Origin of the sequence: Pseudomonas brassicacearum subsp. neoaurantiaca (genome assembly GCF_013608025.1) — a bacterium.
Classification (GTDB): Bacteria; Pseudomonadota; Gammaproteobacteria; order Pseudomonadales; family Pseudomonadaceae; genus Aquipseudomonas.
On sequence record NZ_VDLV01000001.1, the window covers coordinates 230,522 to 256,054 of the forward strand.

Genomic DNA, 25,533 nt, shown 5'->3' on the forward strand with positions numbered 1-25,533 from the left:
GTGCTTACAGGTGTTGTTCGGAATTGCGGATTTCCCAGTATTCATCCTGGCGTTCATCGGTGATGTACTCAGGAATCGGGAAGTCCCACCAGCCAGGCACCCAGGGACCGGCAGCATCGCGGTCGGTCGGGATCTCGATCAGCACGGGCGCGTTCAGGTCCAGCGCCTGCTGCAGTGTCGGTTCCAGGTCCTCCGGGCGTTCGACGCGAAAGGATTTCAAGCCGAAGGCTTCACCAACGGCCTTGAAGTCCGGGCTGTACGGCGTACCGTCCGGGTGATTGAACTCGGTGCCGATATGGCGGCTCGTCTGTTTGCGCTGGCCTCCGCGAATCGACATGTAGCCGGCGTTGTTCTGGATCAGGAACACCACGGGGATGTTGTTGGTCACGCAAATGGCAATTTCCTGAGAGGTCATCAGGAAGTCACCATCGCCCAGGATGCACACCACCGGTTGGTTCGGCGCAGCAAGCTTGGCACCGATCGCTGCAGGAACGGCCCAACCCATCGATGAAAAACCGCCCGAGGTCAGGTGGGTGCGCGGTGTGTAGACCGGGAAAGTCTGTTTGACCGCGCCCTGCGTGTTACCCGACCCCACCACGACGATGGTGTCGCGCGGAAAGACTTTGCGCAGGGCGCCCAACGGACGTTGAGACGTGAAAGGGAAACGGTCCGAATCACGCCGGCCAGCCAGTTTGGATTCCCATTCCGCCTGGTAGCCACGCAGGTCGCTCAGGTACTCCTCACGGTCGACGACCTGGCCTTTCAGGCCTTCGACGATATGTGCCAGGGCGTGTTTCGCGTCGGCACAAATACCCACCGTCACCGGATAGTTCTTGCCGATTTCATGGGGGTCGATGTCGATGTGAATCAGCTTCGACGGTGGAATCGCAAAGGTGACGCCCTTGGCGTAGCTGGATGACGACCAGTCCGTGAAACGGCAGCCCACGGCGATGATCACATCGGCGGTAGAGGCGACCTTGTTGCCGCACATCGTGCCAGTCTGGCCTACGCTGCCGGCGAACAACGGATGGTCTTCCGGGAAGCCGCTTTTGCCGTTCCATGTGGTGACCACTGGAATTTTCCAGGCCTCGGCCAGGGCCAGCACCTCGGCACTGGCTTCGCCGGTGATGACACCGCCACCGATCACCAGCACCGGCCGTATGCAGGCCTTGAGCTCTTCGACGGCACGGGCCGTGGCCGCCGGGTCCGGAAAGCTCTTGCCGATCGGTGTGCGTTCTTCCAATGCATGCAGCGTGACGTCAGCCGCCTCGGCCTGGACGTCCATCGGGATTTCCAGATGAACAGGGCCAGGTCGGCCAGTCACCATGGCGCTCCAGGCACGGTGCATCATGAAGGGCAGGTCTTCGACGCGGGTCGCCACCCAATGACGCTTGGTGACCGCTTCGGCGATCTTCGGAAAGTCGTTGTCCGTGTAGCGCTCCAGTTCCTGCAGCAGACCGTGGCCGCGCATGTGCGTGGGTGGCCCACCGGTGATGAGCATCAGGCTGGTGGAGTCGGTGAACGCGGTGGCCATGCCGATCACTGTGTTGGCCGCGCCGGCACCGATGGACGTCACCGCTGCCATGGGTTTGCCGCACACCCGGTAGTAACCGTCGGCGAGGTGAACCGCGCTCTGTTCGTGGAAGACCTGGATGAATTTCAGCTTCGAATCTTCTTCAAGAAACGCGTCGGTCAGCGTCCAGATACCGTGTCCGGGAATGCCGGCGACGTATTCGACGCCATAGTTCTTGAGGGTTTGCGCCACGATCTGGCTGCCGGTCAATTTGCTCATGACAGGACTCCTGGGGTTGATGGAAGAGGGATTGAAGTGAGAGGGGTGGATGCGTCGGAACTGGCGGGTTTCTGCCCGCGGCCGCGGGTTGCCCATGCCAGGCCTTGTTTGGTCAGGCGACGGATATTGGGGTCGGCCAGATTGCCGGTGTCGTGGCCGATGGAGTGGTAGAACACCCGGCCCTGGCCCCACTGGCGAACCCAGGCGACCGGGCTTCGATGACCGCTGAGCCACGGGAACGGGTTGCCATCGAACGTGGTTTCGGCGAGCACGTGAATGTTCGGGTCGACCTGCATGTAGTACTGCTCGGACCGGACCTCGAAATCTTCGACGCCCTGGGTCACTTCATGGCCATAGTCGATGACGTTGACTTGGTAGGGATGGGGGAAGCCTTCGCCCATCGGATGCTCCAGAAACGATCCACCGAGCACCCAGTGGTATTTCAGGCTCGCCCGGAACGCTGCGCCTGCGCCGTGCCAACCGACCAGTCCGGTCCCGTTTTCGATCGCATGGAGCAGGTGGTTTTCCTGGGATGCGGTCAACGTTTCGGTGGTGACGGCGTTGTTCCAGCCGATCACGATCAGGTCGTAGCCGGTCAAGTCCCTGTCCAGCGTGAAAATGTCGGTGGATTCCTCCACGTCGAAATCCAGCTCCTGGAAAACGGTCCGCGCCCATGCGGCAATTTCGTACGGGTAATGGCCGGGCCAGCCACCGTATAGATACAAGACTCGACTCACGGTTGATCACCTCTCAGGTTAGGTGTGATTGTTAAGTTATACGTATAACCGTTTTTTTAAGTTATCACCCAGAATTGCCCTGTCAATGGCTGGGTTATACGAATAACGAAATCATTCATGACCTGCTTCAGCTGTGCGTCGACACTGCGTCAGGTTGCGTCATCAATACAGGGGCTGCGAAATTGCCGGGGAAGGGGGCCTGGGAAAAGATGAACGTCATGTTGAGGGCATGACGCGTGCCCTCAAGTACCTGGAGCCTGTGATGATTCGTTATCTGAAAAAAAGCAAACCCGTCGAAGCCCAAGCCGAAATCGCCTCTCAAGTGCGCGATACGGTGGAGCAGATCATTGCCAACGTCGCCCGCAATGGCGATGCCGCCGTCCGTGAGTACTCCAGGAAATTCGACCAATGGGACCCCGCGTCCTTTCGCTTGAGCGAGGCAGAAATCGCCGCCTGTGTCGCGAGTCTGTCGGAGCAGGAAATTGGCGATATCAAGTTTGCCCAGGCGCAAGTGCGGCGTTTCGCCGAGGTGCAGAAGGCGTCGATGCACGACGTCGAGGTCGAGACGTTGCCGGGTGTCATCCTGGGGCATCGCAACATCCCGGTGAATTCGGTGGCTTGCTACATTCCCGGTGGCAAATACCCGCTGCTGGCGTCGGCGCACATGAGCGTGCTCACGGCGAAGGTGGCTGGAGTCAAGCGTGTGGTCGCCGCCGCGCCGCCGTTCGATGGCAGGCCGCACCCGGCCATCGTGACCGCCATGTATTTAGCCGGTGCCGATGAAATCTACTGCCTGGGTGGGGTGCAGGCCATTGCCGCGTTTGCCTTGGGAACCGCCGATCTGAAGCCGGTCGACATGATCGTCGGCCCGGGCAATGCCTATGTTGCGGAGGCCAAGCGACAACTGTTCGGCAAAATTGGTATCGACTTGATCGCCGGCCCGACCGAAACCCTGGTCATTGCCGATGACAGCAGCGACGTCGAGATCATCGCCGCAGACTTGCTTGGGCAGGCGGAACACGGTGTTAACTCTCCGGCGGTTTTCCTCACGAACAGCCCGGCGCTGGCGGGAAACCTGCCGGCTGAAATCGAACGCCAGTTGGGCATTTTGTCGACAGCGCCGGTTGCCTCCGTCGCCTGGCGTGATTATGGCGAAATCATCCTTTGCGACACGGTCGAGGAGCTGGTGCAGGAAGCCGATCGGATCGCCTCCGAGCATGTGCAGGTCATGACGCGCGATCCGCTGTACTTCCTGGAAAACATGACCAACTACGGCGCGTTGTTCCTGGGCGAACGCACTAACGTCTCGTATGGCGACAAGGTCATCGGCACCAACCACACGCTGCCAACCACCGGCACGGCGCGTTACACGGGTGGGTTGTGGGTCGGTAAGTTCATCAAGACGTGCACCTACCAACGCGTGCTGACCGACGAGGCTTCGGTATTGGTCGGCGAATATTGTTCTCGACTGTGCGGTATGGAAGGATTTGCCGGACATAAGGAGCAAGCGGATATTCGCATTCGTCGTTACAAGCAGCCCGCCTGACGCATTGACCTAATGAAACCGGCCGCCTTCAAGGGCGGCCGGTTTTTTTGCTCGGCTTTTTGTGTTGTGCCCCGGTTCAGGCCGGTATCACCACGAAGCTCTCCGGTTTGCAGGTAAGTGCCACATCCGATCCAGGTGGCAGCGTCAGGCTGCCAGGGGTCGGCAACTGTTGGCATTTGAGGTCCAGGGTACCGCCGGCAACGGTGACGCGGTAGATGACTCGATTGCCGATGAACGAGGTGTCCTTGACCTTGCCGATAAATGCCCCTGTGGCCAGCGTCGCGCCTTGGGCCGGTTCCAGGCCAATGGTCTCAGGGCGGATCGAGACATTCACCGGTCCCGCACCGAGGCTTTCACGGGCGGTATGCGCGTAACGTCCGAACGGCAGGTCCACGTAGCCACCGCCAGGATGGCTAGGTCCGAAAGTACCGTTGACGATGTTGGTATCGCCGAAGAATTTCGCGGCGAACAACGTGCGTGGCGACCAGTACATCTCCTGCGGTCCGCCGATCTGCTCGATGCCGCCCTTGTTCAGCAATACGACGCGATCGGACAGAATCATCGCCTCGTCCTGGTCATGGGTCACATAGACGAAGGTGGTCGACGTCTCTTCATGGATCCGTTTGATCTCGTTGAGCATGTGGTGACGAATCTTCAGGTCCAGGGCCGCCAGGGGTTCGTCCAGCAACAGCACGGCGGGGCGGTTGACCAACGCACGGGCCAGTGCGACGCGTTGGGCCTGGCCACCGCTGAGTTCGGAAATCCATCGGTTCTTGAACGTGTCCAATTGGACCAGCTCCAGGGCCTTGGTGACTTCGCGTTTTATCTCGTCCTTGGGCTTGTTCTTCAGGCGCAGCCCGAAAGCGACATTGTCGAAGACGTCGAGGTGTGGGAACAACGCGTATTTCTGGAAAACCATGTTCACCGGACGGTGTTCGGGCGCCAGGGAAGTGGAGTCCTTGCCATCGATCACGACTTTGCCGGTGGTCGGTTCTTCGAAGCCGGCAATGATGCGCATCAGTGTGGTCTTGCCGCAGCCGCTCGGCCCCAGCAGAGTCAGGATTTCGTTGCGCTTGACGGTCAGGTCGATTTTGCCGAGGGCTGTCAGGTTGCCGTAGCTTTTGGATATCCCGGTCAGTTCGATGCTATGGGTCATGTTGGTTACTCCGCAGTTTCAGCACGTTCAAGTTCGAGGCGACGACGGCGCAGGGTCATGACCAGGCCGGCGATGACGATGATGGCGATGGTCACAACCAGCATGAACACCGAGGCGGCATTGATGGTTGGGCTGACAGCGCGGCGCATCATCGAGAGAATCATCAGCGGCAGCGTGGTATCGCTGCCGGTAACGAATACGGTGATCAGGAATTCATCCATGGAGAGCGCCACCGCCAGGATGGCGGCGCCGGCAATGGTCGGGCCGATGATCGGCAGGGTGACCAGCCAGAACGCCTTGAGCGGTGAGGCGCCCAAGTCCCGCGCGGCCTCTTCGAATGACAGGTCGAAGTACTCCAGGCGCGAACGCACGGACTCGACGAAGAACGGAAACGTGAACAGCGTGTGACCGATGATCACGGTGAGCAATGAACGCGGCAGGCCAATCAACGAAAAGAAGATGACCAGCGCGATGCCAAGGAACAAGCCAGGCAGCGCAATCGGTGCGAAGTTCATGAAGGCGAACACGGCTTTGATCCGACCTTTCATGCGCATCAACGCCAGCGCCGAAAACGTGCCCAACAGTGTGGTCAGGATGGCCGAGCCCGCTGCGACGATCGCGCTGTTGGTCAATGCCGTCATGAAGTCCGAACTGTGGAACAGGGCCTCATACCATTGGGTGGAGAAACCTTCGAACGGGAACGACAACGAAGCTGAAGCGTGGAAGCTGAACAACGCGATAATCGCGATGGGGGCGTAGAGGAAGAACATGTACAGGTAAGTGAAGAGTCTGATCATGGCGGTCACCTTGCTATTTCAGAGGGGGCGTTCAGTCGTGGTAGCGTTTGCCGGGTGCCAGGTTTGCGGCGCGCAGCACGCCCAACAACAGCGCGTAGACCAGCATGAACACCAGTAACAGCAGGTAGGCCATTGCCGCTCCCAATGGCCAGTTCCCCACCGAGCGAAACTGATTGGCGATCACCAGGCCGGTGGTCATCGCGTCCCTGCCACCCAGCAGTTGAGGCGTGACGTAGTCGCTGGCGGCCAGGACGAAGGTGAACATGAAGGAACTGACGATGCTCTTGTGGGCCATTGGCATGATGACCCGCCACAAGGTGGTGGCGCCGCTGGCGCCCAGGTCGGCCGAGGCTTCCAGATAGTCCTTCTTGATGTCGCGCAGGCCCGATACCAGCAGCAGGAGGGTAAACGGCAGCATGATGTGGACGAGGGTCAGCACTACCGCAAACTTGCTGAACACCAACCATTCCAACGGTTGATCGACGAGCCCCAGATGCAGCAGCGTCGAGTTGATCACGCCGTTGGTGCCCAGGATCGAACGCCAGGCGTAAACCCGTACCAGGTAGCTGGAGAACCAGGAGACCAGGGCCAGGTACAGCACCGCGTTGGAACGGGTCCGATAGACGATGTAATAGGCGACCGGAGCGCTGATGACGGTGGACAGCAGGGCGGTCCAGAAACCGTTTTGCAGCGCGATCCACAACGAGTCGTAGAAGCCGCTGGCGGTCAATGCCCTTGCGTAGTTGGCCAGCGTTGCGGCAGGCATCATGCTGAACGTCTTGGACGTCCAGAAACTGGCGACCAGCAGCATGACCGAGGGGATGACGAAAAATACCACCAGGAAAAACAGTGGAGGCGACGCCAGCCAGTATCCGCTGAGGATCTTCTTGTCGATCTTCCCGCGCTGGCGGGTATGCGAAGCCTGGCTACCCAGGATGATTGGCTCGCTGTTGTTGACGATGTTCATGATGTATTTCTGCCTTTTGTTTTAATCGATGGACCAGGTGCTTGGGCGCGCGCGTGCAGGGCACACGCACGCCCGATGGCCCTTGGGCTGTCCGTGCTGTTCGCCAGGTAGCCGATAGCGTCAGAACGAACCCTTGAAGTTCGCCCATTGATCGATCCATTCGGCATAGGTCACGTATTGGTCGGAGCTCAGCGGTGGCTGGCCGTACAGTTTCGATTTTTCGAAGAAGGCATCCAGGTTCGCGTAGTCGAAGGTGTTGCGAAGGTCGGCGGGGAGCAGCGGCACGGCTTTCTGATTGACCACGCCGGAGAACATCGTGGTCGCCATCTTGGCCTGCGTATCCGCTTCGAGCGTCTTGTTGATGAATTCCAACGCCAGCGGTATGTCCTTCGCGGTCTTGGGGATGAACAGGGCATCACACCAGAGGGCCGCACCTTCCTTGGGCACCGACAGGGCTGTCTGGACGCCGCGCTTGGTGGTTTCGCTGGGCGTGTTGGCGGATGCGGAAAACACCGCATCGACCTCGCCTGATACCAGCAGCGACACAGCGTCTCCCGACGACGCCGCAAAGACCCGGCACTGCTCGCGGTACGGTTTGAGTTTCTCGAAGGCGTCGTCGAATTCGGCGCGGGTCAGGTTGGGGTACTTGTCGCCGTAGCCGGCGATGATCGCAATCAGTGACCAGTTCGAGGTGCCGTCGTCGACGAAGGTCAACCTGCCCTTGAGCTTTGGGTCGAGCAGGTCTTTGTATTCCGAGGGTTTCTGGACCTTCTTCGGGTTGTAGACAATGGTATTCATGCCCCACAGGAGCGGTACGCCCCATTGCTGGCCGTCCCAATACCAGCGGCTGCCCTTGTAGAACAACGGCACGATGTTATCGGCGGCGTAGTTGGGGATTTTCGACGTATCGATGGGCTTGAGCAGGCCCATTTCCTGATAGATGGTTTCATAGCCCAAGGCGTACATCGTCAAGTCGAGCTGAACGGGATCGGAGCCAGCCAGGCGCGCGGTGATGTCGTCCTGGTTACTGGCGTAACTCGAGCGCACGGTAATGCCTCGCTGCTTGCGCCACTCGGCAAGCTCCGCGTCACCGGTTTCGCCTTCCCAGCCGAGGATTTCCAGATGGCCGCCTGTTGCGGCGAAAATGCCGGGGGCGAAGGACCCCATGTACAAGCCTGCTGTAGATGCGGCGGCGCCCAACAGGAACGTACGCCTTTTCAGGCTAGTCGTTTCCAGATCGATGCCAGTGATTCCATAACCCGTCTCTGTTGCTTTTTTCATGTCGAGTTCCTGCCTGGGGTGGTGGTACGAAACGATTGACGGCTGGCAGGGGATTGGCTGGGCTCACCCAACGTCTCCTTTGCGCAGTCGTGTTGGATCGGCAGTGTTATGGCCAGCATGGGTTCCATGAGCTGGGGAGATCGAGCGTGGGCAAATGCCTGTCGAGCGACATCGCGCACGGGGTCTCCACTGGTCCGATTGACTCTTCCTTGGCCGGGTAAGCAGCGCCTTGTCCAAACTATGCGACAAGGATCCGAAGCGGCTTGCCCAGCGCCTGATAGGCCCGGCTTGTTGTTTTCATGGGGTCGAGTATTGGCTTGGCGCAAAGCGCGCTCAATTTCGCAGCCACCCGAAAAGCGACGCACTCTGACGCATCAAAGTGACCTGACCGGCGCAGCGCAACGGACGCGGACCTTGCTTGCTGACAGTCACCAGGCGCGGGCTTCCCTGCGTCAACGTGCGTCTATTTTGCGGTGGTTGCGAAATTGAGCCGTGTCGGCTCCAGGCCAATACTCAGGGGTAATTGCGAGGCGAGGTGCAGCGGTGATGCCGCGCCGGTTCGACGGGAGTGTGCTGTGAAACTCACGGGTGCGCAGATTATTGCCAAGGCGTTGAAAGTGAACGGTGTCGGTTATGTGGCCGGAATTCCGGGTGAGCGGGGCGGGGCGCTGGTGCAATCGCTGCTGGCGACAGGCACCGAGATTCCGTTCATTCAAGTCATGCAGGGACACAACGCGGTCCATTTGGCGGACGGCTATTTCCGCGCTTGCGGCCGGCCCATGGCAGTCCTGCTGCCGGTGCCGCTGGGGATCTCCAAAGCGCTGGAGGCCGCGGCGGTTGCGCTGGCGGATTCATCGGCCATGTTGCTGATCAGTGGTGGCAACGGCACCCAGGATGATGGTTATCGGCCAGCGACCAGGACCTTCAGAGAACACCGGCGCGTCACCTCCGTCGATCAGCTTGCGCAAACCCTGCGCCATGCCTTCAACTCACTGTGTGGCGCTGGCGTCGGGCCAGTCAGCCTGGATATACCGGCCGCTGTCCAGAATGCCTTGGCTGAATCCAGCCCGGCGCCTGCGACGTTGCGCGCGTCCCACGAAGGGCTGCGGCCCGTTTCGACGTCGGATATGGAAACGAATGCCACGGTGATGGTCGGTGCCAGGGCCGTCCAGGCGATGGCCAGGAATATGTTCCCCTTTGATCGTGTCATGAGCCTGTGGAGTGCGAACGAGCCTGTGCTGGGCTGGGCGGTGCCGGCGGCCATTGGCGCAAAGCTCGCCGTGCCGGCACGTCAGGTGGTGTGCGTGGTTGGGGCGGGTGACTTTCTTCAATCGATGCAGGAGTTGGCGGTTTGCATGATGCATAGCATTCCGGTGGTCTTTCTTGTATTCAGTGACAACAGCCAGGCGCCATCGAACGACGAACAGATCCCGTTGGACCGGTACCGCAGTGGAGCCTTCAGCCTGCCGGACGGCAAACCGTACTCACCTGACTTTTCCGGTATCGCCAGGCTCCTGGGACTGGACGCCTGGCGAGTCGAGCACGCGTCGCAGCTCGTTCCAGCCTTTACCAAGGCGTTGAACAGCAACGGACCGTCCCTGGTTGAGGTGGTCTGCGAGACTGGCTCGCCGAGCCTTTGAAGAGACGCTTCAACGAGCTTAGTCCTGGCCTCCCCAGACGATGGAGGCGTTATCGCCCGTCATGTATTCACGCACCTCCAGCGGCAGGGACTGATCGCTGGGAAGCAAGGCCGTCGCGTTGCGCAAATGATGTTTGCGGATCATCCCCTTGTCGACGAGACCCAATGCCATCCGGGTGGAGAAGGGCTGGCGGAATGAGGACGAAGCCACGCCCGTGACCAATCCGAAAAGAAAACGGATGGGTCGGCGATGCTGTGGCGTGAGGATCGAAAACGTCATTTCGTTCCGCTGCTTGCCCTCGAAATCCACCATGAACAGGCGGTCGCCGAGCAGCAGGCAAAAACCATGATAAGTAAACGAGTAACCCACCTTGCCGCTGCCGTCGAGCAAGGGGAAACGTTCGACCGTGACGTATTGGACCATCGAGTCGGCCCGATACAGGCACGTCACCGAACGCAGGATCCTGCCTTTGTAGATGGATGAGTTGTGATAGCGGTAATAGACGCCCAGATAGTCTTCGAGCAAATCCGCCGACTGCTTGGCCAACGGCAGGAAGTGATTGAATTGGGCCGAGGCACGCAGGTCCGTCGGCAGTTCGTTTTCGTAACCTTCATACAGCTTCTTGAATTCGGCGGGTGGGCGGAAAAGGTCTTCGGCTTCGAGCATGAAGTAACGGCTGATCTTCTGCAGGATCTTCTGCGACGGAACGTGCTGGCCCACCAGGTATTTGTTGAATTGTTGTCGATTGACATCGACCTTGCGGCACATGTCGGCAACCGAGCGGCAGGACTCCACCAGGGTACTCAGGTTTTTCTGCACGTTCGCCTGTAGCTCACTGCGAACCTGTTGCCGCTCCGGGTGCGAGTTGGCAGCAGTCAATGGCATGGTGGTGCGGTCTCCAGGGGGGATTTGCTGTTTCGATCTCACAACCTTAATGCAACCGGGGAGGTTATCGGGCGGTTATATCCGCATGCCAGAAAACCGCCGGCCTCCGATCGGGTCGGGTCGATCAAATCATTTGAAGCTCAAGCATATTCTGTGCCGTGCGCCCACTCGCGATTGTTTCGAACTGTCCGTCCCGCTTCGCCCTGAAGAGAGTTACTTGCCGCCCCAGCGGTAACAGGTCGGTTGGTCCGGTAACAGCCTCATTGATCCGTCGTGTCGTCTTTCGGTGCTTCAGTTCGCGTCATGTATCGACCGGGTGCGAAGTGTAACGGAGGGCTTCTCATCCGTAGAATGAGCATCATCGAGCATTTGTTCTCGATATTAACTGCTCGTTTGTGAGTGATTAGGCGTTAAACCCTCATCCACTCTGCGCAACCTGAGCACTGCGCTCAATCACAGGTCAAGGAAAAGCGATGTCAAGCGAACTGCACAAAGCGGCCTATTCGGTCCTGCTTCCAGCGTTTGGAGATCTGATACTGGATGAAAACGTATGCCGTTTCCTCAGTCGCGGCGGTGTATCGATCCTGCTTGGGGAAACCCGCGAGGAGTACGTCAGGAGGCAGATGAGCCCCTCGCGCAAGCGCGTGGAAAACCAGGGGACTGTCGTCAATGTCATCCGGCAAGCGGTGACGCTGGCCGGTGCCCCGGTGTTGGTCGCGGTGGATCAGGAGCTGGGCGGCATCGAGCGTCTTCACCAGTTGGTTCCGCCAGTCGCCTCCCGGGAAGCGCTCAACGGCCTCGCGAGTGAAGAAATAGAGCGCCGGTGCTTCAAGATGGCCAGCGTGGCGCGCGGCTTGGGCGTCAATCTGTTCCTGGCGCCGATTGTCGATGTGGTCACCGGTGCCAATCCCTGGCTGCAAGACAGGCATCTGGGCGCTGACCCGAAAGAAGTCAGTCGGGTCAGTTGCGCGTTTATTCGTGGGGTCCAGCGCGCGGGCGTCGTTGCCACCGCGAAGCATTTTCCCGGTCACTACGTCACCGAGCAGGATCCGGCCGTCGCACTCGCTACCGTTCCCGGACCGCTGGCATTGCTGCAGGACAACATTGGCGTGTTCAAGGACGTGATCGCGACGGGCGTGAAAGCGGTGATGCCAGGGCCTGCGGTGTTCCCGGCGATCGATCCTGAACATTCCGCCTCGACATCGCCGAAAGTCATCTCGATGTTGCGTGACACCCTCGGGTTCGAAGGCCTGATCATCTCCGATGACCTTGATGCGGTGTCCATTCTCCGGGGCAACGCCATCACGGACACCGCCGTCGCCTCGCTGGCGGCCGGGGCGCACCTGTTGTTGGTCTCCAGCGAGTCGGGGCTGGACGCCATCGCTGGAGCAATCGTGACGGCTGTTCAAGACGGTCGCCTTGATCGTCAGCTGTTGCTGGACGCCGCAGCCAGGGTCCGCGAGTTGGCCGCCGCCAATCACGACTCATACAACACGAACCGGGGGTGATCATGCATTCAATCGAGTCCATGGCTTACAGCGTGCTGTTTCCGGTTCTGCTCGACGTGCAGATGAATGATGAGGTGCGTCGGTTTCTCGGCAGTGGTGGGCGCAGCCTGCTGTTTGGCGAAACGGCGGAGGAATATGTCAGCGGCAGGATGAGTGCCGCTCGCCTGCAATGCGAAACCCTCGAGGCCTGGCAACGCTTCACTGACAGCGCAACCGAGCTGGCGGGGCCGTTGTTGCTCGCGGCGGATGCCGATATCTCCGCCGTGCACCGCTTGCAAGGCGTAGCGCCCGCGCTGCCGGAGCCCGAACGGGCGAGAAGCATGGCGGATGGCGAGCTTGAGCAAGCCTGCTACCACGTTGCGACGGCCATACGGACTGCCGGTGTGAACCTGCTCCTGTCGCCTACGGCCGATGTGGTGACGGGCAGGAATGTCTGGCTGCAGGGGCGCACGCTCTCCAATGATGTGGGACAGGCCGCCGCCATGGTGGGTGCCTATGTTCGCGGTGTGCGGCGAGCGGGGATGGCCAGTACGTTGAAGCATTTTCCCGGCCATCCCGTATTGCTGCGCCAACCCTCGACGGAAGAGGCCGTGATCACGCAATCCATGGATCAGCTTCGTGCCTATTGGCCCGTGTTCCAAGCCGGGGTGGAGGCCGGCGCCGATGCCGTCATGATGGGCCCGGCTGTCTTCGCGGCCTGCGAGCCGCCGCTTCCCGCTTCTGTTTCGCCGCAATTGATCGGGCTCCTGCGCCAGGAGCTGGGCTTCAACGGATTGGTCATGACCATCGACCTGGATCACCGCTCCGTGATCGGCAATTTATCACTGGGAGAGGTGGCCGTTGCGGCACTCAATGCAGGGGCGGACCTGCTGCTGATCTCGGCCAAGGCGATGCCCGAGGTCGATCAGGTCGTTCGCGCGATCATTGCGGCAGTCAATCAGGGAACCTTGGCCCTGCAAAGGCTGGAAGCGGCTGCGAAGGCTGTCGCGGCCCTGGCCAATCGCCTGGCTGAGCCCGTCAACCGCTGAAATGCGAGACCTGACGCAGTGGCTGCGTCAGGTTGCGCCGCTATTTCCACGACTGCGAAATAACCACCGTGGCCCCGTCTCGATAGACTGGAATTCACGGTAGGAGCCTCTATGAACTTTAAAAAAAATGGCCTGGTCTTGCATTCCACAGTCGCGAAACATTCAACGCTGGCGATCGATGTCGACATCGCCAAGGCCGTCGGTTTCGATGCATTGGAAATCTTCAGCGGCAAATTGGAAGCCTGTCTGCACGCCGGATATTCCGAGCAGGAACTCAAAGCCTTGCTGATGGACATCCCGGTCACCGGCATCGGTTACCTGCGGGATATCGAGCGTCAAGGCGCCGAACGCAAGGATTTATTGAAGGAGGCGGAGCGGCTGTTCCAGCTGGCCCAAATGGTCGGTGCCAAGGGGGTCCAGGTCCTTACCGGGCCCATCGATGTTCAAGCGGTGCTCGACTATCGCAAGCACGGTGCGACCACGCGTTACGCTGGTCTGCTGGGGCGCGACGAGCCCGATCAACTCAGGTTGACCGCCAGCAATCTCGCGTCATTGGCCGACCTGGCCGAGCAATACGGCGTGCTGCTCTATCTCGAGGCGCTGTCCTGGACGCCGCTGAACACACTGGAACACCAACTGGCGCTGATTGACCGCACCGAGCGCGACAACGTCAGGATGGTGATTGATTACTGGCACTGTTTTACCTCCGGCGTAACGCCGCAGGCGCTTTCGCGCATGAACAAGGATCTGATCTACGGCGTTCACGTGTGCGACTCACTGCCGTTTGATGGCGGTATCGCCAATGAAGATCTGCTGCGGGATGTACCGACGGGCAGTGGGGTACTGGACTTGACTGAATGGACGGCGGCGGTCAAGGCCACTGGTTATGACGGCTGGTGGAGTTGCGAGTTGTTCTGCAAGAAGCAACAGCAGCAAGACAGTTATGAGGTCGCAAGGGATTTGAAGGCGCTCATGAGTCGATTGATCGAACGATAAGGCGGTGCGGGGCCCTCTCAAACCTCGGCACATCCATTTGCACTTCAACAATAAGAGGCTCAGTCATCATGGCGGACTTCATCGTGATCGGAGGCGGCTCGACAGGCTGCACGGTGGCATCAAGGCTCAGCGAAGACGCTGCTGTATCGGTGGTCCTGTTCGAAGAGGGCCCTCGTGATCGCAACCCCTATATCCATATCCCCGGCGCCTATTACAAGACCGCCCAAGGCCCGTTGCTCAAGCGATACCCCTGGGAACCGACCGAGGACCAACGCCGCGCCGAAACCCCGACCATGGTCCAGGCCAGCGTGCTGGGCGGTGGCAGTTCGGTCAATGCGATGATCTACATCCGCGGCGTCCCGGCCGACTATGACGGTTGGGTTGAGCAGGGCGCGACGGGCTGGTCCTACGACGAGGTCTTGCCTTACTTCAAGAAAGCCGAGGACAACGAGCGCTTCTGCAATGACGCGCACGGTGTGGGAGGGCCGTTGGGTGTGTCCGATCCCATCAACGTCCATCCCCTGACGAAAGTGTGGCTGCGCGCCTGCCAGCAGTATGGCTTGCCTTACAACGAAGACTTCAATCGCGGCCGGCCCGAAGGTTGCGGGCTGTACCAGATCACCGCCAGGAACGGTTTTCGCAGCAGTGCCGCGGTGGCTTACCTCGCGCCCGCCAGGTCACGCAAGAACTTGACGGTGAAAACGGGCTGCCGGGTGACCCGTATCTTGACCCAAGGCAACAAGGCCACGGGAGTCGAGTACGTCGAGAACGGTGCCCGCAAGGTCCTGTATGCGGAAAAGGAAGTCGTGCTGTCGGCAGGAGCGATCAACTCGCCACGGTTATTGATGTTGTCGGGCATCGGACCCGCCGAACAACTGAGAAAGCACGGTATCAAGGTCGTGAAGGACTTGCCCGGTGTCGGCCGCAACCTCCAGGACCATATCGAAATATCGCTGGTCTATGAGCTGACCGGGCCCCACAGCTACGACAAGTATAAAAAGCCCCATTGGAAGTTGGCCGCCGGCCTGCAATATGCGCTTTTCAGGCAAGGTCCGGCAGCGTCCAACCTGATCGAGGGCGGTGCTTTCTGGTGGGGAGACAAGGCTGCGGCCACGCCGGATATCCAGTATTTCATGGTCGTGGGCGCGGGCATCGAAGAGGGCGTCGACGCGGTGCCGGGGGGCAATGGCTGTACCTTGAACCTGGGGCAGGTCCGTCCGAAGTCCCGCGGATACGTCGAACTGCATTCGTCGGACCCGATGGCGCCTCCACGCATCGTGCCCAATTATTTTGCCGACCCTTATGACATCGAGAGCCTGGTGGAAGGCTGCCTGATTGGCGAGGAGATCATGGGGCAGGCCGCCTTCAAACCCTACCTTGCCCGGCGTCATGTACCGCACGTCTCGATCAGGTCCCGGGAAGCCATGAAGACCTTTTGCCAAGAGCAGGCCCATGCCGCGCTGCATCCAAGCGGGACTTGCCGAATGGGCAGCGATGAGTTGGCCGTCGTGACGCCGGAACTCAAGGTGCATGGCCTCGAAGGGCTGCGCGTAGCCGACGCGTCGATCATGCCGACCTTGATTTCCGGCAACCCCAACGCAGTGTGCATCATGATCGGCGAGAAGGCCGCCGATCTGATCAGCAATGGTCAGCAGCAGTCGCGGTGGAACGCGGATTCTGCGGTGTACGGTGTCTCACGCCTGGCCGCCCATCAACCATAAGGCGCAACAAGTGCCAAAGGTCACCAGCAGGATCGCGCCGAAGACTTTCTCTTGCGACGTGAGAGCCATTGCTCCGGTTGGCCTGATCGTCGAAGCGACAGGCTGGGTCCGGATCCTGGCCAATTGACCTGTTGCATAAAACACACTGTGCATGGCTTGTGTCCCCGGTTGGGTCGTTTCTGCTCAGATAAAGGCCGATTTCCGAGCCTTGTTCCAGAGCAGCAAGCGCCATGCCACGAGGGGGGGCGGCTAGGAGGGGCGTTTTTTCCAGTACCGAGTAACGCCACCCTCGCTGCCTAGCACCGGATCCCGATCAGGAAACGGCAGCGTGTCGATGGCCGCCAGTTGCGCCTCGTTCGGCGCCTCGCGGCGGATGTCGGCCTCCTGGCCGGGCGGGTAGGCCCCGACCACCAGGAAATCGTCGCTGGAGCCCAGGTTGCAATGTCCGGTGCCGACGGGCAGCAACAATACATCGCCGGCCTTGACCTCGAGGACTTGCCCATCGGGCCCGCCGAGCATCAGGCGTGCCTGGCCGCTGGCGACGCCCAGGGCTTCGTGGCCCTGGGTGTGGTAGTGGTGAAAGTCGTAGATCCCGTAGCGCCATTGCGGCGGCCAGCCGTTGGCGCGAAAGACCTCTTCGATGCGGGTGGCCAGGTCGCCTGCCTGGCTGGTCATCGCATTCCGATAAATGATCACGGGCAGGCGCGGGTTGTTGGGGACCCAGTCGTTACGCTCCAGCATCAGGGTCTGCAAGGCATCCGGCATTGTGTTCAGCGCGCTCATCGAAAGTCTCCACCGCAGGTAGCAAAACCCGGCCAGTGGGAGCGAGCCTGCTCGCGAAATCGGTGTGTCAGCGCCCGTCGATGTCGAATGGGCCGACGTCTTCGCGAGCAGGCTCGCTCCCACTGGCATGTGAAGGTCTGGACGGGTTTTCGATAGCAGAGTTCAACGCCGCTGACCGCTGTCGCCCGTCAGCGTTTTTCCTTCATGATGCGCTCCACCTCGCCCGAAGCCTTGAGTTGCTCGAAGGCGCGCTGGGCCTTGGCGACGGTTTCGTCCGGCGTGTTCAGGCTGAACGCCAGGTAGACCCGGTGGGGTTGTTCATCCAGTGAATAGACTTCCTCCAGCAGGTTGAAATCCATCTGGGCATCCTGGCTCATCAGGCGGGCGGTGTTCTCGGGCATCGGCACCAGTTGGACCTGATGATTGAGCAGCTTCTGAAAGTTATCGTGGTTGTCCGCCGACACGACCAATCTCTTGAAGCCGCGATCCTGCAGGTAGATCTGCTTGGCGTCGTTGCGCACCACACCGATGCTGTACTGCTTGGCCTCTTCGAGATTACCGATGGTGATGGGCTCGGCGTCTCGCAGTTTGTAGAGCCGGCTGGTGGAGCGATGGATTTCACCGACCCATTTGAACAGTTGCTCCCGGGCTGGCGTGCGGTCGAGGGGGAAAATCAGTACGTTGGGCTCGCGCAGGGCCATTTCGTAGGCCCGTGCCCAGGGGTACAAGGTCATGTGGAAATCGCCGAGGTCGGCGTTTTTCAAGGTGTCGGAGGTAATGTGAATGCCGGGGCCGACCAGTTTGTCGTCGAGCAGGTAGGCATACAGCGAGTCTTCGGTGACGACTTCGATGGTATCGGCCTGGCTTTTGACGGTGACCAAGGCCAGCAATACGAACGCATAGAGCATCAGATGGCGCATACAAACCTCGGGGCTGGCGTTGTGTTCAGAGGGAAACGCGGTTGCGTCCCTGGTGCTTGGCTCGGTACAGCGCCTGGTCGGCGCGTTGCATCAGTTGATCGAAATGGTCCATGGCTTCGGGGTCCAGTTGGGCGACGCCGATGCTCAAGGTGACGAAAGGGGAGACCGATGAGCCGCTGTGGGGCAATTGGCGTTCCGCCAGTGCGGCGCGCAGCCGTTGGGCCGCATCGCAGGCCTGCTGCGTGTCCACGTTGGGCAGCACCACGACGAACTCCTCGCCACCAATCCGCGCGGTCAATTCGCCGGAGCGCCCATACACCTCACGCAGGGTGTCGGCGATCTGTTGCAGGCATTGGTCGCCGTTCACGTGGCCATAGGTGTCGTTGTAGATCTTGAAGAAATCCACGTCGCACATGAGCAGGGCCAGGGGCGTCCGGTGGCGGATGGCGCGGTTGAATTCAACTTCCTTCAACTCGTCGAAATGACGACGGTTGGCCAAACCCGTCAAGGCATCGTGGCGCGACAAGGTTTCAAGGGCGTCGTTGGCGGCCTTGAGCTCTGCGGTACGCGCCTCGACCAGCTCCACCAATTGGTCGCGGCTGGCGGCAATCGCCAGTTCGTCCGTGCGCTGGCGCTCCAGGTGGGCGCGGAGGTTGTCCTGCAGCTCGTTGACCTGGGATTCCAGCAGGCTCAGTTCATCCTGGCGATTGACCGAGCGCTGCAGCTTGAGGTGACGCTGGAGCGTCTGCGGCGCGAGCGCGCCCAGATGCCGGGCGATGTGCACCACATGAATGGTCACCAGGCGATTGAACATGGTCATCACCAACCCGGCCAGCAGCATGGATTGGATGATCTGGGTAATGACAATGCTGCGCGCTTCACCCCACAGGCGCTCCCACAGGAGTCGGTTGTCGCCTTCGATGGTCAGCTCGCCGACTTTTTCATGGGCGCCCAGGTAGGGTTCGGCGACCAGCTCACGATGCAGCACCGGCGCCGTACCCGATGCGGCACCGGAGGCGTAGCGATTGAGTTCGATGATTTCCGGTGAGCGGCCGGGCCGCAGGATGTTCAGCACCACGCGTCCGACCGGCGCGGCGCTCGCGACACTGGTGAGTTGCTTGTCCAGGGATTCGCGGTCCATTTCCCAGATGGCATGGGCCAAAGTGTCCCGGAACACCTGGTCGATCAGCCCCAGTTCGGAGTTCATTTCCGCCAGGTTGTTCTCCCACGCCAGCCAGGTTCGCCACGTCACCATGGCGAGGGTGAACAGCAGGCAGAACAACAAGGTCGCAAGCACCAGCCTCCGCCCGAGCGAGCTGAGGGCCTTGGCCTGTGGTTGCAGAGACGGAGTCGGGCGGAATCTGCCGTCCATTTCACAACCACTTGCGCGCGATGGCATCGTAGACGCCGTTGCGACGAATGGCCTCCAGGCCGGCGCGGAATTTTTCCACGGTCTGCGGCGGTGTCTTGCGGCTGAACGCCATGTTCAGACCGTCGGCGCTGCTGAGTTCGGGCAGGGGCAGCGACTGGATCAGGACTTTGTCCGGGTCCTCGCCATTCTGGCGGGTCAGGTACAGCGCGTTGAGTTCGTTGGAAATCCACAGCTCGACATGATCGACCTTGAGCTTGCGGTAGTTGTGTTCGTATTTGGTGCTGGACTGCAGTTCTTCGCCGATGCGAAAGCCCTTCGAGACCAGGAATTGCTCGCCCACGTCCTGGTTGACGGTGGCGATCTGGTGCCCATGGGCATCGGCCAGGGAATTGAGTTTCACCGGCCGGTCGGCCAGCGAGTAGATGTACCACTTGGTCGGAGCGATGGCGCCGATCCACTGGAACAGCGATTCACGCTCAGGCGTGCGCACGATCGAATAAATCAGGACGTTGCTTTCATTGAGTGCCAGTTCGTAGGCACGTGCCCAGGGCATGGGCTGGATCGATGCTGTCATGCCGACTTCCTTGAGCACGGCCTCGACCACCTCGGTGCTCATGCCGGTCACGCGCCCGTCCTGCGTCATGTTGTAGGGCGGCAATTCTTCGGTGACGATGCGCAGCGGCGGCTCTGCCGCGATGGCCAACGCCGATCCTCCTGCAACCAGGAGCATCAGGACGCCGAACATCAGTAAGCGGTTAAGCTGCGAAGCCATTGATCATTACCCTATGCAACCAGCAGAGCCTGGCGAGGCCTGGAGGCCTTCGTCACTGAGGTTATCGGCTGGGCCAGGGGCTGCTTGAGGGCCATGGTCAAATTCGTGGGGCGGGCCGTTCCACCACGCTCCAATAGGAGGACGTATCAATCAGGCTCAACACGCGGCTGTGTTCCTTGTCCTGGTTCAGCGAGTCCCGGATCAAGTCGCCGGCCAGCCAGCTTGATGTGTTGGCGGCGAGCACCCGGCCCTCGGCGTTGAGCAGCAGCGCTTCATTGCTGATCCGCATGAGGCTGCGCACCAGCAGCGGCTCCAGGGAATGCAGGGAAATATCCGCAGCGGCGACGCCGATGAAGCGATCATCGAAGAAGATCGGCAGCGAAAACGCCACGATGTACTGCTCGGTGCCATACAAGTCGACAAAAGGCCCTTCGATGGACGGCCGACGGGTTTGCTGGGGACGGGTGTACCACGGCATGTGCAAGTAGTCGTAGAAACGATCGCTGCGGCTATTGAGATTCAGCTTCAGCGGCTGTATCGCTTCTTTCTGGGTGCGACACCACCATTGCAGGTGCATCTCGCAATCCTTCAACTCGCCCGGCGCAAAGACCACGCCTGCGCCATGGAACTTGAGGCTTTCGGAGTCGAGGATCTGTCGCACCACCGCCAGCAGCGGCTTGAGATCGCCCTGGTCGGGTTGCTTCGCCTTGCACCGTTGCTGTTCCCAAATGCTCGATACCTGGGCGCCCAGCGCCTCAAGGCCTTTGAATACGTTACTAATCGAAGCGTTGATCAGCGCTGCGCATTGGGTCAGTTCGTGTGCCGACATTTCATTGGCCATGGCTCTACCTCATGACTCGGAGGGTATGCTGCGGGAGGCAGGCGACGCGGGCTGGGCGTCGAGCTGCAGGGCGAGTCATTCGTTCAGCAAGTTCTGTTCCAGTCATCCGGCGTCCTGCGCCATTTGTTGCAACCGCACGCTGCTCAGGCGGCGGATGCCGCGCGCCACATGGGCTTCGGCAAGGGCGCCGGCCAGGTTGCTGTCGTTGGCGATGATGGCTTCGAGGATAGCCCGATGATCGCGTTCAATGGCTTGGGGATCCGGCTGGCCGGCGAACGGCAGCCATAGCAGCTCGCCAAGTTCGGCCTGCAAGCGCGCCTCGCTGTGGGTCAGGCGCACGGACTGCGCCGCCACGGCGATCTCGATATGAAACCGGGCATCGGCGCGCCGCCGCTCACGACGCTCTTTGGCGTTTGCCAAGGCATCGATGAAGCCGTCCAACCGCGCATGCTGCTCCGGCCCGGCGCGCTGGGCCGCCAACCGAGCGGCGGCGCCTGAAATCGCGCAATGTTCATCGGCGAGGTCGCGCAATTGCAGAGTGCTGATTTCCCGCAATTGATCGAACAGCGTCTCATCCGAAGTCGCCGGCGCGGCGCAGATGAAACTCCCGCCGTTGCGACCGCGCCGGGTTTCGATCACCCCGCGTTCGCGCAACGCCGCCAGGGCGTCACGCAGCGTGACGGTGGCGACTCCGAGCTGGGTGGACAGGCTATTTTCGCTGGGCAGTTGCTCGCCCTCGACGAGCAGCCCGAGGTCGATCATTTCAATCAGGCGGCGGGTGACGGATTCCGTTTTCCCTTCCTGGTTGACGCGTATGAGGCTCGATGTGGGGCTCATGGTCGATTCATTCATAAACGGGGTCATTGACACCTTTGGCAAGAGTCCGATGTGGCGTCAAGCGCGAACGGTTCCGTGTGTTCTTAAAAATTCTACTTCAGCTTTTTAACGGTTTTCGTCCCTCGACCGCTTGGAGATTCTAGGGATTGGAGGCAGTGCAAGTCAAAGAATCATGCCCGTATTCCTATCGACGGGGGTTCTCAGGGTTTAAAAGATATGGTTCCATATGTTTAAGCGAGCCCAGATCGTATCACCGAACCCAGGAGCACCCTTCACCATGAGTCACATGAGCCGAGCAGAGTGGGAAACCCGAGCCAACGCGCTGGACATCGAAGGGCGAGCCTTCATCGACGGGCACTATGTGCCGGCCCGTTCGGGGGCGACCTTTGACTGCATCAGTCCGATTGATGGGCGTTTGTTGGGCGCGGTTGCCAGTTGCGATGGCGCAGACGCCGACCTGGCGGTCTCCAGCGCTCGATCGGCCTTCGATTCGGGCGTCTGGTCGCGCCAGGCACCGGCGAAGCGCAAGGCGGTGATGTTGCGTTTTGCCGATCTTCTGGAGGCCCATTCCGAGGAATTGGCGTTGCTGGAAACCCTGGATATGGGCAAACCGATCAGCGATGCGCTGGCGGTGGACCTGCCCGGTTCCATCGACAGCATCCGCTGGTGCGGCGAGGCCATCGACAAGATCTACGATGAGGTCGCCGCTACGGCGCCTGATCAGCTTGGTCTGGTGACCCGCGAACCGGTTGGCGTGGTGGCGGTCATCGTGCCGTGGAATTTCCCGTTGATGATGGCGTCCTGGAAATTGGGACCGGCGCTGGCGACCGGCAACTCGGTCATCCTGAAGCCCTCGGAGCGCTCGCCGCTGACCGCCGTCCGTATCGCCCAGTTGGCCCTGGAGGCGGGTTTGCCGGCGGGTGTGCTCAACGTGCTGCCGGGTTATGGCGGCACCGTCGGCAAGGCGCTGGCCCTGCACCGTGACGTCGACACCCTGGCGTTCACCGGTTCTACCCAGGTGGCGAAGCAGCTTCTGGTCTACGCGGGCGAATCAAACATGAAGCGGGTCTGGCTCGAGGCCGGTGGGAAAAGCCCGAACATCGTGTTCGCCGACGCGCCTGATTTGCAGGTTGCTGCCGAAGCGGCGGCTGCCGCGATTGCCTTCAATCAGGGTGAGGTCTGCACCGCCGGCTCACGTTTACTGGTCCAAGCGTCCATCAAGGCGCGGTTCGTGCCGATGGTCATCGAGGCGCTGAAGGCGTGGAAGCCGGGGCATCCGCTCGATCCCGATACCAACGTCGGCGCGTTGGTGGACAGCCGTCATCTGGAAGGAGTGCTGCAGCGTATCCAGGGCGGGCAGGAGGAGGGCGCGCGGTTATTGCTGGGCGGGCGCGTGGCGTTGGAGGACAGCGGTGGCAGCTACGTCGAGCCGACGCTGTTCGACAACGTCAGCAATGGAATGAAAATCGCCCGGGAGGAGATCTTCGGGCCTGTTCTTTCGGTAATCGAATTCGACGATGCCGAGGAGGCGGTGCGTATCGCCAATGACACGCCTTACGGGCTGGCGGCCGCTGTCTGGACGGCGGACCTGTCCCGTGCCCACAACATCGCGCGGGCGCTGCGGGCCGGGAGTGTCTGGGTCAACCTGTATGACGGCGGCGACATGATGGCGCCGTTCGGTGGCTACAAGCAGTCCGGCAATGGCCGCGACAAGTCACTGCATGCCTTTGATAAATACACCGAGATCAAGGCCACCTGGATACAACTCTGAGCCGTGCGAGCGCTGCCTGTTCGACGCTTATAACTACAATTTTCCTGCTGAAGGATGGTGAAATGAACAGCTCGATGAATTCCTCGGTGGCAGTGGACCAGGACGCGGAGCAACTCCGTGCGCTGGGGTACACCTCGAATTTCGAACGCAGCATGAGCCTGTGGCAGAACTTTGCCCTCGGCTTTACCTATCTGTCGCCGGTGGTCGGCGTCTACACCTTGTTCGGTTTGTGCCTAGCCGCCGGCGGGCCGCCGATGTTCTGGTCCTACCTGTTGGTGGGGTTCGGCCAGATGCTGGTGTGCCTGATTTTTTGCGAAGTGGTTTCCCAGTACCCGATTTCCGGTGGTGTCTACCCGTGGGCTCGGCGCCTGGTGGGCAAGAAGTGGGCGTGGATGGTCGGATGGATCTACGCGATCTCGCTGTGTGTCACCATCGCGGCGGTCGCGCTGGGGGCCGGACCCTATATCGCCAGCCTGCTGGGTTTCGAATCCTCGCCGGTCACCAACACCTTGGTGGCGCTGGCGCTGACCGCCGCCGCGACAGTCTTGAACCTCAGCGGTACCAAGCTGCTGGCGCGGGTGGCGATGTTCGGTTTTCTCTGCGAATTGGTCGGTGCCCTGGTGATTGGCGGCTACCTGTTGATCTTCGAGCGTCACCAGCCTTTGAGCGTGCTGTTCGATACGTTTGATATTTCCATCGACGGGGCCTACTGGCCGGCGTTCCTCGCGGCGTCCCTGGCGGGGATGTTCCTCTATTACGGTTTCGAAGCTTGTGGCGATGTCGCCGAGGAAACACCGAACCCCAGCCGCCAGGTGCCCAAGGCGATGCGCATGACCATCTGGATCGGCGGCGCCGCCTCGATCTTCGCGGCGCTCGCCTTGATCCTCGCCGTGCCTGATATCGCCGCGGTGATCTCCGGGCAGGACAAGGACCCGATGTCGACGATCTTCGGCGCGGCGTTCGGCCCGGTGATGTCCCGGGTGGTCATGGGCGTGATCACCGTCTCGTTCGTTTCCTGCGTGCTGAGCCTGCAGGCTTCGGCCAGCCGTCTGCTCTACGCCTATGCCCGGGACGAAATGCTCATGGGCAGCGCGACGCTGAAAAAACTCTCGCCCAAGACCCACGTGCCGACGGCGGCATTGCTGGTCTGTGGCGTGCTGCCGGCGATCATCGTGTGCGTTGGCTTTTACCTGCAGAACGCCGTCGCGATGGTGGTCAGCTTTGCCGCCATCGGTATTTATCTGGCGTTCCAGATGATTGTCAGCGGCGTGCTGTATGCCCGTTTGCGTGGTTGGAAACCCCAGGGCCAATTCACCTTGGGCCGCTGGGGCTGGATCGTGAACATCGCCGCCCTTTGCTACGGCGTGTTCGCCATCATCAACATGTCCTGGCCACGCACGCCCGATGCGCCCTGGTACGTGAATTACGGCATCGTGCTGGTGGGCGCCATCGTGATTCTCGCGGGCCTCGTCTACATGGCGCTGTTCCGTCCCTATGAGAAGGGCACGGCGCCGGCTTCGGATGCCTGGAAGTCACGCTAGACGCACAAGAACGCCTGCCGCTTTCCACGGCAGGCAACACTTCTTCGAAAAGGCTGGACGTTATGACCTCTCGAATCCAATCAATGCTGCTTGGCCTGCTTCTGATTCTCGCCAGTCATGGCGTCCTGGCGGCTGGCCAGGAACAGACGCTGGATATCATCCACGGCTATATGAAGGCCTGGAATGCCCACGACGCACAAGCGGCAGCGCAGTACTTCGCCCCGGATGTCGAATTTCTCGACGCCTCGGTGGGCGTGCCTCAGGTGGGTCGTGAAAATGCCAGGAGCCAGGTGGTCGAGGTGTTTATGCAGGCGGTGCCGGACCTGCAGTGGAAAATGCTCGGCGAGCCGATCCTGAATGGCGAAGGGATTGCCTTCGAATGGGAATTCATAGGTAACAATACCGGGCCATGGAGCACTGAAACCCCGGCCACGGGACGCCCCTTGAGCTTCAAGGGCGTCAGTTTCATCCGGCTCAAGGATGGCAAGATCCTCACCCAGCACGACTATTACGACGCCCTTGGTTTCAACAAGCAGTTGGGTTGGTAACGCGATGTCGGGGTTGCCCTTTGGATGAACCTTCCGTCAATACAGCGCTCACTTGTTAGGTCGTCACCTCAGGTGAGCACGCTGTTTTTGCCGA

The 25,533-nt window shown here is 60.6% G+C and carries 22 protein-coding genes; 9 read left to right on the forward strand and 13 right to left on the reverse strand.

Annotated elements, in window-relative coordinates; all coding sequences use genetic code 11:
• Positions 1 to 4 precede the first annotated feature (4 nt).
• Together FHK92_RS01015 and FHK92_RS01020 are read right to left on the reverse strand one after the other, a co-directional pair.
• The gene (locus FHK92_RS01015) at positions 5 to 1,792 is read right to left on the reverse strand and encodes a thiamine pyrophosphate-binding protein (RefSeq protein ID WP_181286387.1); all 1,788 of its coding nucleotides are present in this window, start codon (positions 1,790 to 1,792) and stop codon (positions 5 to 7) included.
• Positions 1,789 to 2,529, reverse strand: a complete 741-nt coding sequence (locus tag FHK92_RS01020) for a ThuA domain-containing protein (protein ID WP_181286388.1) — start codon at positions 2,527 to 2,529, stop codon at positions 1,789 to 1,791. The genes FHK92_RS01015 and FHK92_RS01020 overlap by 4 nt, the downstream gene beginning before the upstream one ends.
• 262 nt (positions 2,530 to 2,791) lie before the next feature.
• Here FHK92_RS01020 and hisD point away from each other — a divergent pair, with 262 nt between their 5' ends.
• Positions 2,792 to 4,075 (forward strand): histidinol dehydrogenase, encoded by a 1,284-nt coding sequence (hisD, locus tag FHK92_RS01025; RefSeq protein ID WP_181286483.1) that lies wholly within the window; start codon positions 2,792 to 2,794, stop codon positions 4,073 to 4,075.
• 76 nt (positions 4,076 to 4,151) lie between these two features.
• Here hisD and FHK92_RS01030 read toward each other — a convergent pair whose 3' ends face one another.
• The 4 genes from FHK92_RS01030 to FHK92_RS01045 form a co-directional block, all read right to left on the reverse strand.
• On the reverse strand, positions 4,152 to 5,231 hold the full coding sequence (locus tag FHK92_RS01030; RefSeq protein ID WP_181286389.1) for an ABC transporter ATP-binding protein: 1,080 nt from the start codon (positions 5,229 to 5,231) through the stop codon (positions 4,152 to 4,154).
• 5 nt (positions 5,232 to 5,236) lie between these two features.
• On the reverse strand, positions 5,237 to 6,028 hold the full coding sequence (locus tag FHK92_RS01035) for an ABC transporter permease (protein ID WP_181286390.1): 792 nt from the start codon (positions 6,026 to 6,028) through the stop codon (positions 5,237 to 5,239).
• 31 nt (positions 6,029 to 6,059) lie between these two features.
• Entirely contained in the window at positions 6,060 to 6,995 is a 936-nt protein-coding gene (locus FHK92_RS01040; RefSeq protein ID WP_181286391.1) for an ABC transporter permease, read from the reverse strand.
• A gap of 120 nt (positions 6,996 to 7,115) precedes the next feature.
• The gene (locus tag FHK92_RS01045) at positions 7,116 to 8,276 is read right to left on the reverse strand and encodes an ABC transporter substrate-binding protein (protein ID WP_181286392.1); all 1,161 of its coding nucleotides are present in this window, start codon (positions 8,274 to 8,276) and stop codon (positions 7,116 to 7,118) included.
• 575 nt (positions 8,277 to 8,851) lie between these two features.
• On the opposite strand from FHK92_RS01045, the gene FHK92_RS01050 reads away from it, so the two are divergent.
• Positions 8,852 to 9,916: a thiamine pyrophosphate-dependent enzyme gene (locus tag FHK92_RS01050; RefSeq protein WP_181286393.1), complete on the forward strand. Its 1,065-nt coding sequence runs from the start codon at positions 8,852 to 8,854 to the stop codon at positions 9,914 to 9,916.
• 18 nt (positions 9,917 to 9,934) lie between these two features.
• Here the strand turns inward: FHK92_RS01050 and FHK92_RS01055 are convergent, their stop codons facing one another.
• A complete protein-coding gene (locus FHK92_RS01055; protein WP_181286394.1) occupies positions 9,935 to 10,801 on the reverse strand; it encodes a helix-turn-helix domain-containing protein in 867 nt (288 codons plus the stop codon).
• A gap of 473 nt (positions 10,802 to 11,274) precedes the next feature.
• Between FHK92_RS01055 and FHK92_RS01060 the strand changes: the two genes are divergently transcribed.
• The 4 genes from FHK92_RS01060 to FHK92_RS01075 all read left to right on the forward strand — a co-directional run bounded on the left by FHK92_RS01060 (position 11,275) and on the right by FHK92_RS01075 (position 16,054).
• A complete protein-coding gene (locus tag FHK92_RS01060) occupies positions 11,275 to 12,309 on the forward strand; it encodes a glycoside hydrolase family 3 N-terminal domain-containing protein (protein ID WP_181286395.1) in 1,035 nt (344 codons plus the stop codon).
• Between the two features lie 20 nt (positions 12,310 to 12,329).
• On the forward strand, positions 12,330 to 13,337 hold the full coding sequence (locus FHK92_RS01065; protein ID WP_258232533.1) for a glycoside hydrolase family 3 N-terminal domain-containing protein: 1,008 nt from the start codon (positions 12,330 to 12,332) through the stop codon (positions 13,335 to 13,337).
• 111 nt (positions 13,338 to 13,448) lie between these two features.
• The gene (locus tag FHK92_RS01070) at positions 13,449 to 14,333 is read left to right on the forward strand and encodes a sugar phosphate isomerase/epimerase family protein (RefSeq protein ID WP_181286397.1); all 885 of its coding nucleotides are present in this window, start codon (positions 13,449 to 13,451) and stop codon (positions 14,331 to 14,333) included.
• A 68-nt stretch (positions 14,334 to 14,401) separates the two neighbouring features.
• Positions 14,402 to 16,054: a GMC family oxidoreductase gene (locus FHK92_RS01075; RefSeq protein WP_181286398.1), complete on the forward strand. Its 1,653-nt coding sequence runs from the start codon at positions 14,402 to 14,404 to the stop codon at positions 16,052 to 16,054.
• 249 nt (positions 16,055 to 16,303) lie between these two features.
• Here FHK92_RS01075 and FHK92_RS01080 read toward each other — a convergent pair whose 3' ends face one another.
• The 6 genes from FHK92_RS01080 to FHK92_RS01105 form a co-directional block, all read right to left on the reverse strand.
• Positions 16,304 to 16,837, reverse strand: a complete 534-nt coding sequence (locus FHK92_RS01080; protein WP_181286399.1) for a cupin — start codon at positions 16,835 to 16,837, stop codon at positions 16,304 to 16,306.
• A 188-nt stretch (positions 16,838 to 17,025) separates the two neighbouring features.
• Positions 17,026 to 17,757, reverse strand: a complete 732-nt coding sequence (locus tag FHK92_RS01085; protein WP_181286400.1) for a substrate-binding periplasmic protein — start codon at positions 17,755 to 17,757, stop codon at positions 17,026 to 17,028.
• A gap of 25 nt (positions 17,758 to 17,782) precedes the next feature.
• Positions 17,783 to 19,129: a diguanylate cyclase gene (locus FHK92_RS01090; protein ID WP_181286401.1), complete on the reverse strand. Its 1,347-nt coding sequence runs from the start codon at positions 19,127 to 19,129 to the stop codon at positions 17,783 to 17,785.
• A gap of 1 nt (position 19,130) precedes the next feature.
• A complete protein-coding gene (locus FHK92_RS01095; RefSeq protein WP_181286402.1) occupies positions 19,131 to 19,901 on the reverse strand; it encodes a substrate-binding periplasmic protein in 771 nt (256 codons plus the stop codon).
• A gap of 97 nt (positions 19,902 to 19,998) precedes the next feature.
• A complete protein-coding gene (locus tag FHK92_RS01100) occupies positions 19,999 to 20,742 on the reverse strand; it encodes a PDC sensor domain-containing protein (RefSeq protein WP_181286403.1) in 744 nt (247 codons plus the stop codon).
• A gap of 102 nt (positions 20,743 to 20,844) precedes the next feature.
• Positions 20,845 to 21,579 carry a FadR/GntR family transcriptional regulator gene (locus tag FHK92_RS01105; RefSeq protein ID WP_181286404.1) on the reverse strand — a complete coding sequence of 245 codons (735 nt, stop codon included), beginning with the start codon at positions 21,577 to 21,579 and terminating at the stop codon, positions 20,845 to 20,847.
• Between the two features lie 277 nt (positions 21,580 to 21,856).
• On the opposite strand from FHK92_RS01105, the gene FHK92_RS01110 reads away from it, so the two are divergent.
• The 3 genes from FHK92_RS01110 (at position 21,857) to FHK92_RS01120 (ending at position 25,439) form a co-directional block, all read left to right on the forward strand.
• Positions 21,857 to 23,350, forward strand: coding sequence for an aldehyde dehydrogenase (locus FHK92_RS01110; RefSeq protein WP_181286405.1), 1,494 nt, complete (start codon positions 21,857 to 21,859; stop codon positions 23,348 to 23,350).
• 62 nt (positions 23,351 to 23,412) lie between these two features.
• On the forward strand, positions 23,413 to 24,891 hold the full coding sequence (locus FHK92_RS01115) for an APC family permease (RefSeq protein WP_181286406.1): 1,479 nt from the start codon (positions 23,413 to 23,415) through the stop codon (positions 24,889 to 24,891).
• Positions 24,892 to 24,953: 62 nt separating this feature from the next.
• Positions 24,954 to 25,439: an ester cyclase gene (locus tag FHK92_RS01120; RefSeq protein WP_375154591.1), complete on the forward strand. Its 486-nt coding sequence runs from the start codon at positions 24,954 to 24,956 to the stop codon at positions 25,437 to 25,439.
• The last annotated feature ends 94 nt before the right edge of the window (positions 25,440 to 25,533 follow it).

Bases quoted from the DNA above. Each gene is read 5' to 3' on its own strand.
- FHK92_RS01080 (WP_181286399.1), bottom strand. From the start codon at position 16,837: ATGAGCGCGCTGAACACAATGCCGGATGCCTTGCAGACCCTGATGCTG.
- FHK92_RS01040 (WP_181286391.1), bottom strand. From the start codon at position 6,995: ATGAACATCGTCAACAACAGCGAGCCAATCATCCTGGGTAGCCAGGCT.
- FHK92_RS01015 (WP_181286387.1), bottom strand. From the start codon at position 1,792: ATGAGCAAATTGACCGGCAGCCAGATCGTGGCGCAAACCCTCAAGAAC.
- FHK92_RS01120 (WP_375154591.1), top strand. From the start codon at position 24,954: ATGACCTCTCGAATCCAATCAATGCTGCTTGGCCTGCTTCTGATTCTC.
- FHK92_RS01055 (WP_181286394.1), bottom strand. From the start codon at position 10,801: ATGCCATTGACTGCTGCCAACTCGCACCCGGAGCGGCAACAGGTTCGC.
- FHK92_RS01035 (WP_181286390.1), bottom strand. From the start codon at position 6,028: ATGATCAGACTCTTCACTTACCTGTACATGTTCTTCCTCTACGCCCCC.
- FHK92_RS01095 (WP_181286402.1), bottom strand. From the start codon at position 19,901: ATGGCTTCGCAGCTTAACCGCTTACTGATGTTCGGCGTCCTGATGCTC.
- FHK92_RS01075 (WP_181286398.1), top strand. From the start codon at position 14,402: ATGGCGGACTTCATCGTGATCGGAGGCGGCTCGACAGGCTGCACGGTG.
- FHK92_RS01115 (WP_181286406.1), top strand. From the start codon at position 23,413: ATGAACAGCTCGATGAATTCCTCGGTGGCAGTGGACCAGGACGCGGAG.
- FHK92_RS01045 (WP_181286392.1), bottom strand. From the start codon at position 8,276: ATGAAAAAAGCAACAGAGACGGGTTATGGAATCACTGGCATCGATCTG.
- hisD (WP_181286483.1), top strand. From the start codon at position 2,792: ATGATTCGTTATCTGAAAAAAAGCAAACCCGTCGAAGCCCAAGCCGAA.
- FHK92_RS01065 (WP_258232533.1), top strand. From the start codon at position 12,330: ATGGCTTACAGCGTGCTGTTTCCGGTTCTGCTCGACGTGCAGATGAAT.
- FHK92_RS01090 (WP_181286401.1), bottom strand. From the start codon at position 19,129: ATGGACGGCAGATTCCGCCCGACTCCGTCTCTGCAACCACAGGCCAAG.
- FHK92_RS01085 (WP_181286400.1), bottom strand. From the start codon at position 17,757: ATGCGCCATCTGATGCTCTATGCGTTCGTATTGCTGGCCTTGGTCACC.
- FHK92_RS01110 (WP_181286405.1), top strand. From the start codon at position 21,857: ATGAGTCACATGAGCCGAGCAGAGTGGGAAACCCGAGCCAACGCGCTG.
- FHK92_RS01105 (WP_181286404.1), bottom strand. From the start codon at position 21,579: ATGAGCCCCACATCGAGCCTCATACGCGTCAACCAGGAAGGGAAAACG.
- FHK92_RS01100 (WP_181286403.1), bottom strand. From the start codon at position 20,742: ATGGCCAATGAAATGTCGGCACACGAACTGACCCAATGCGCAGCGCTG.
- FHK92_RS01060 (WP_181286395.1), top strand. From the start codon at position 11,275: ATGTCAAGCGAACTGCACAAAGCGGCCTATTCGGTCCTGCTTCCAGCG.
- FHK92_RS01070 (WP_181286397.1), top strand. From the start codon at position 13,449: ATGAACTTTAAAAAAAATGGCCTGGTCTTGCATTCCACAGTCGCGAAA.
- FHK92_RS01030 (WP_181286389.1), bottom strand. From the start codon at position 5,231: ATGACCCATAGCATCGAACTGACCGGGATATCCAAAAGCTACGGCAAC.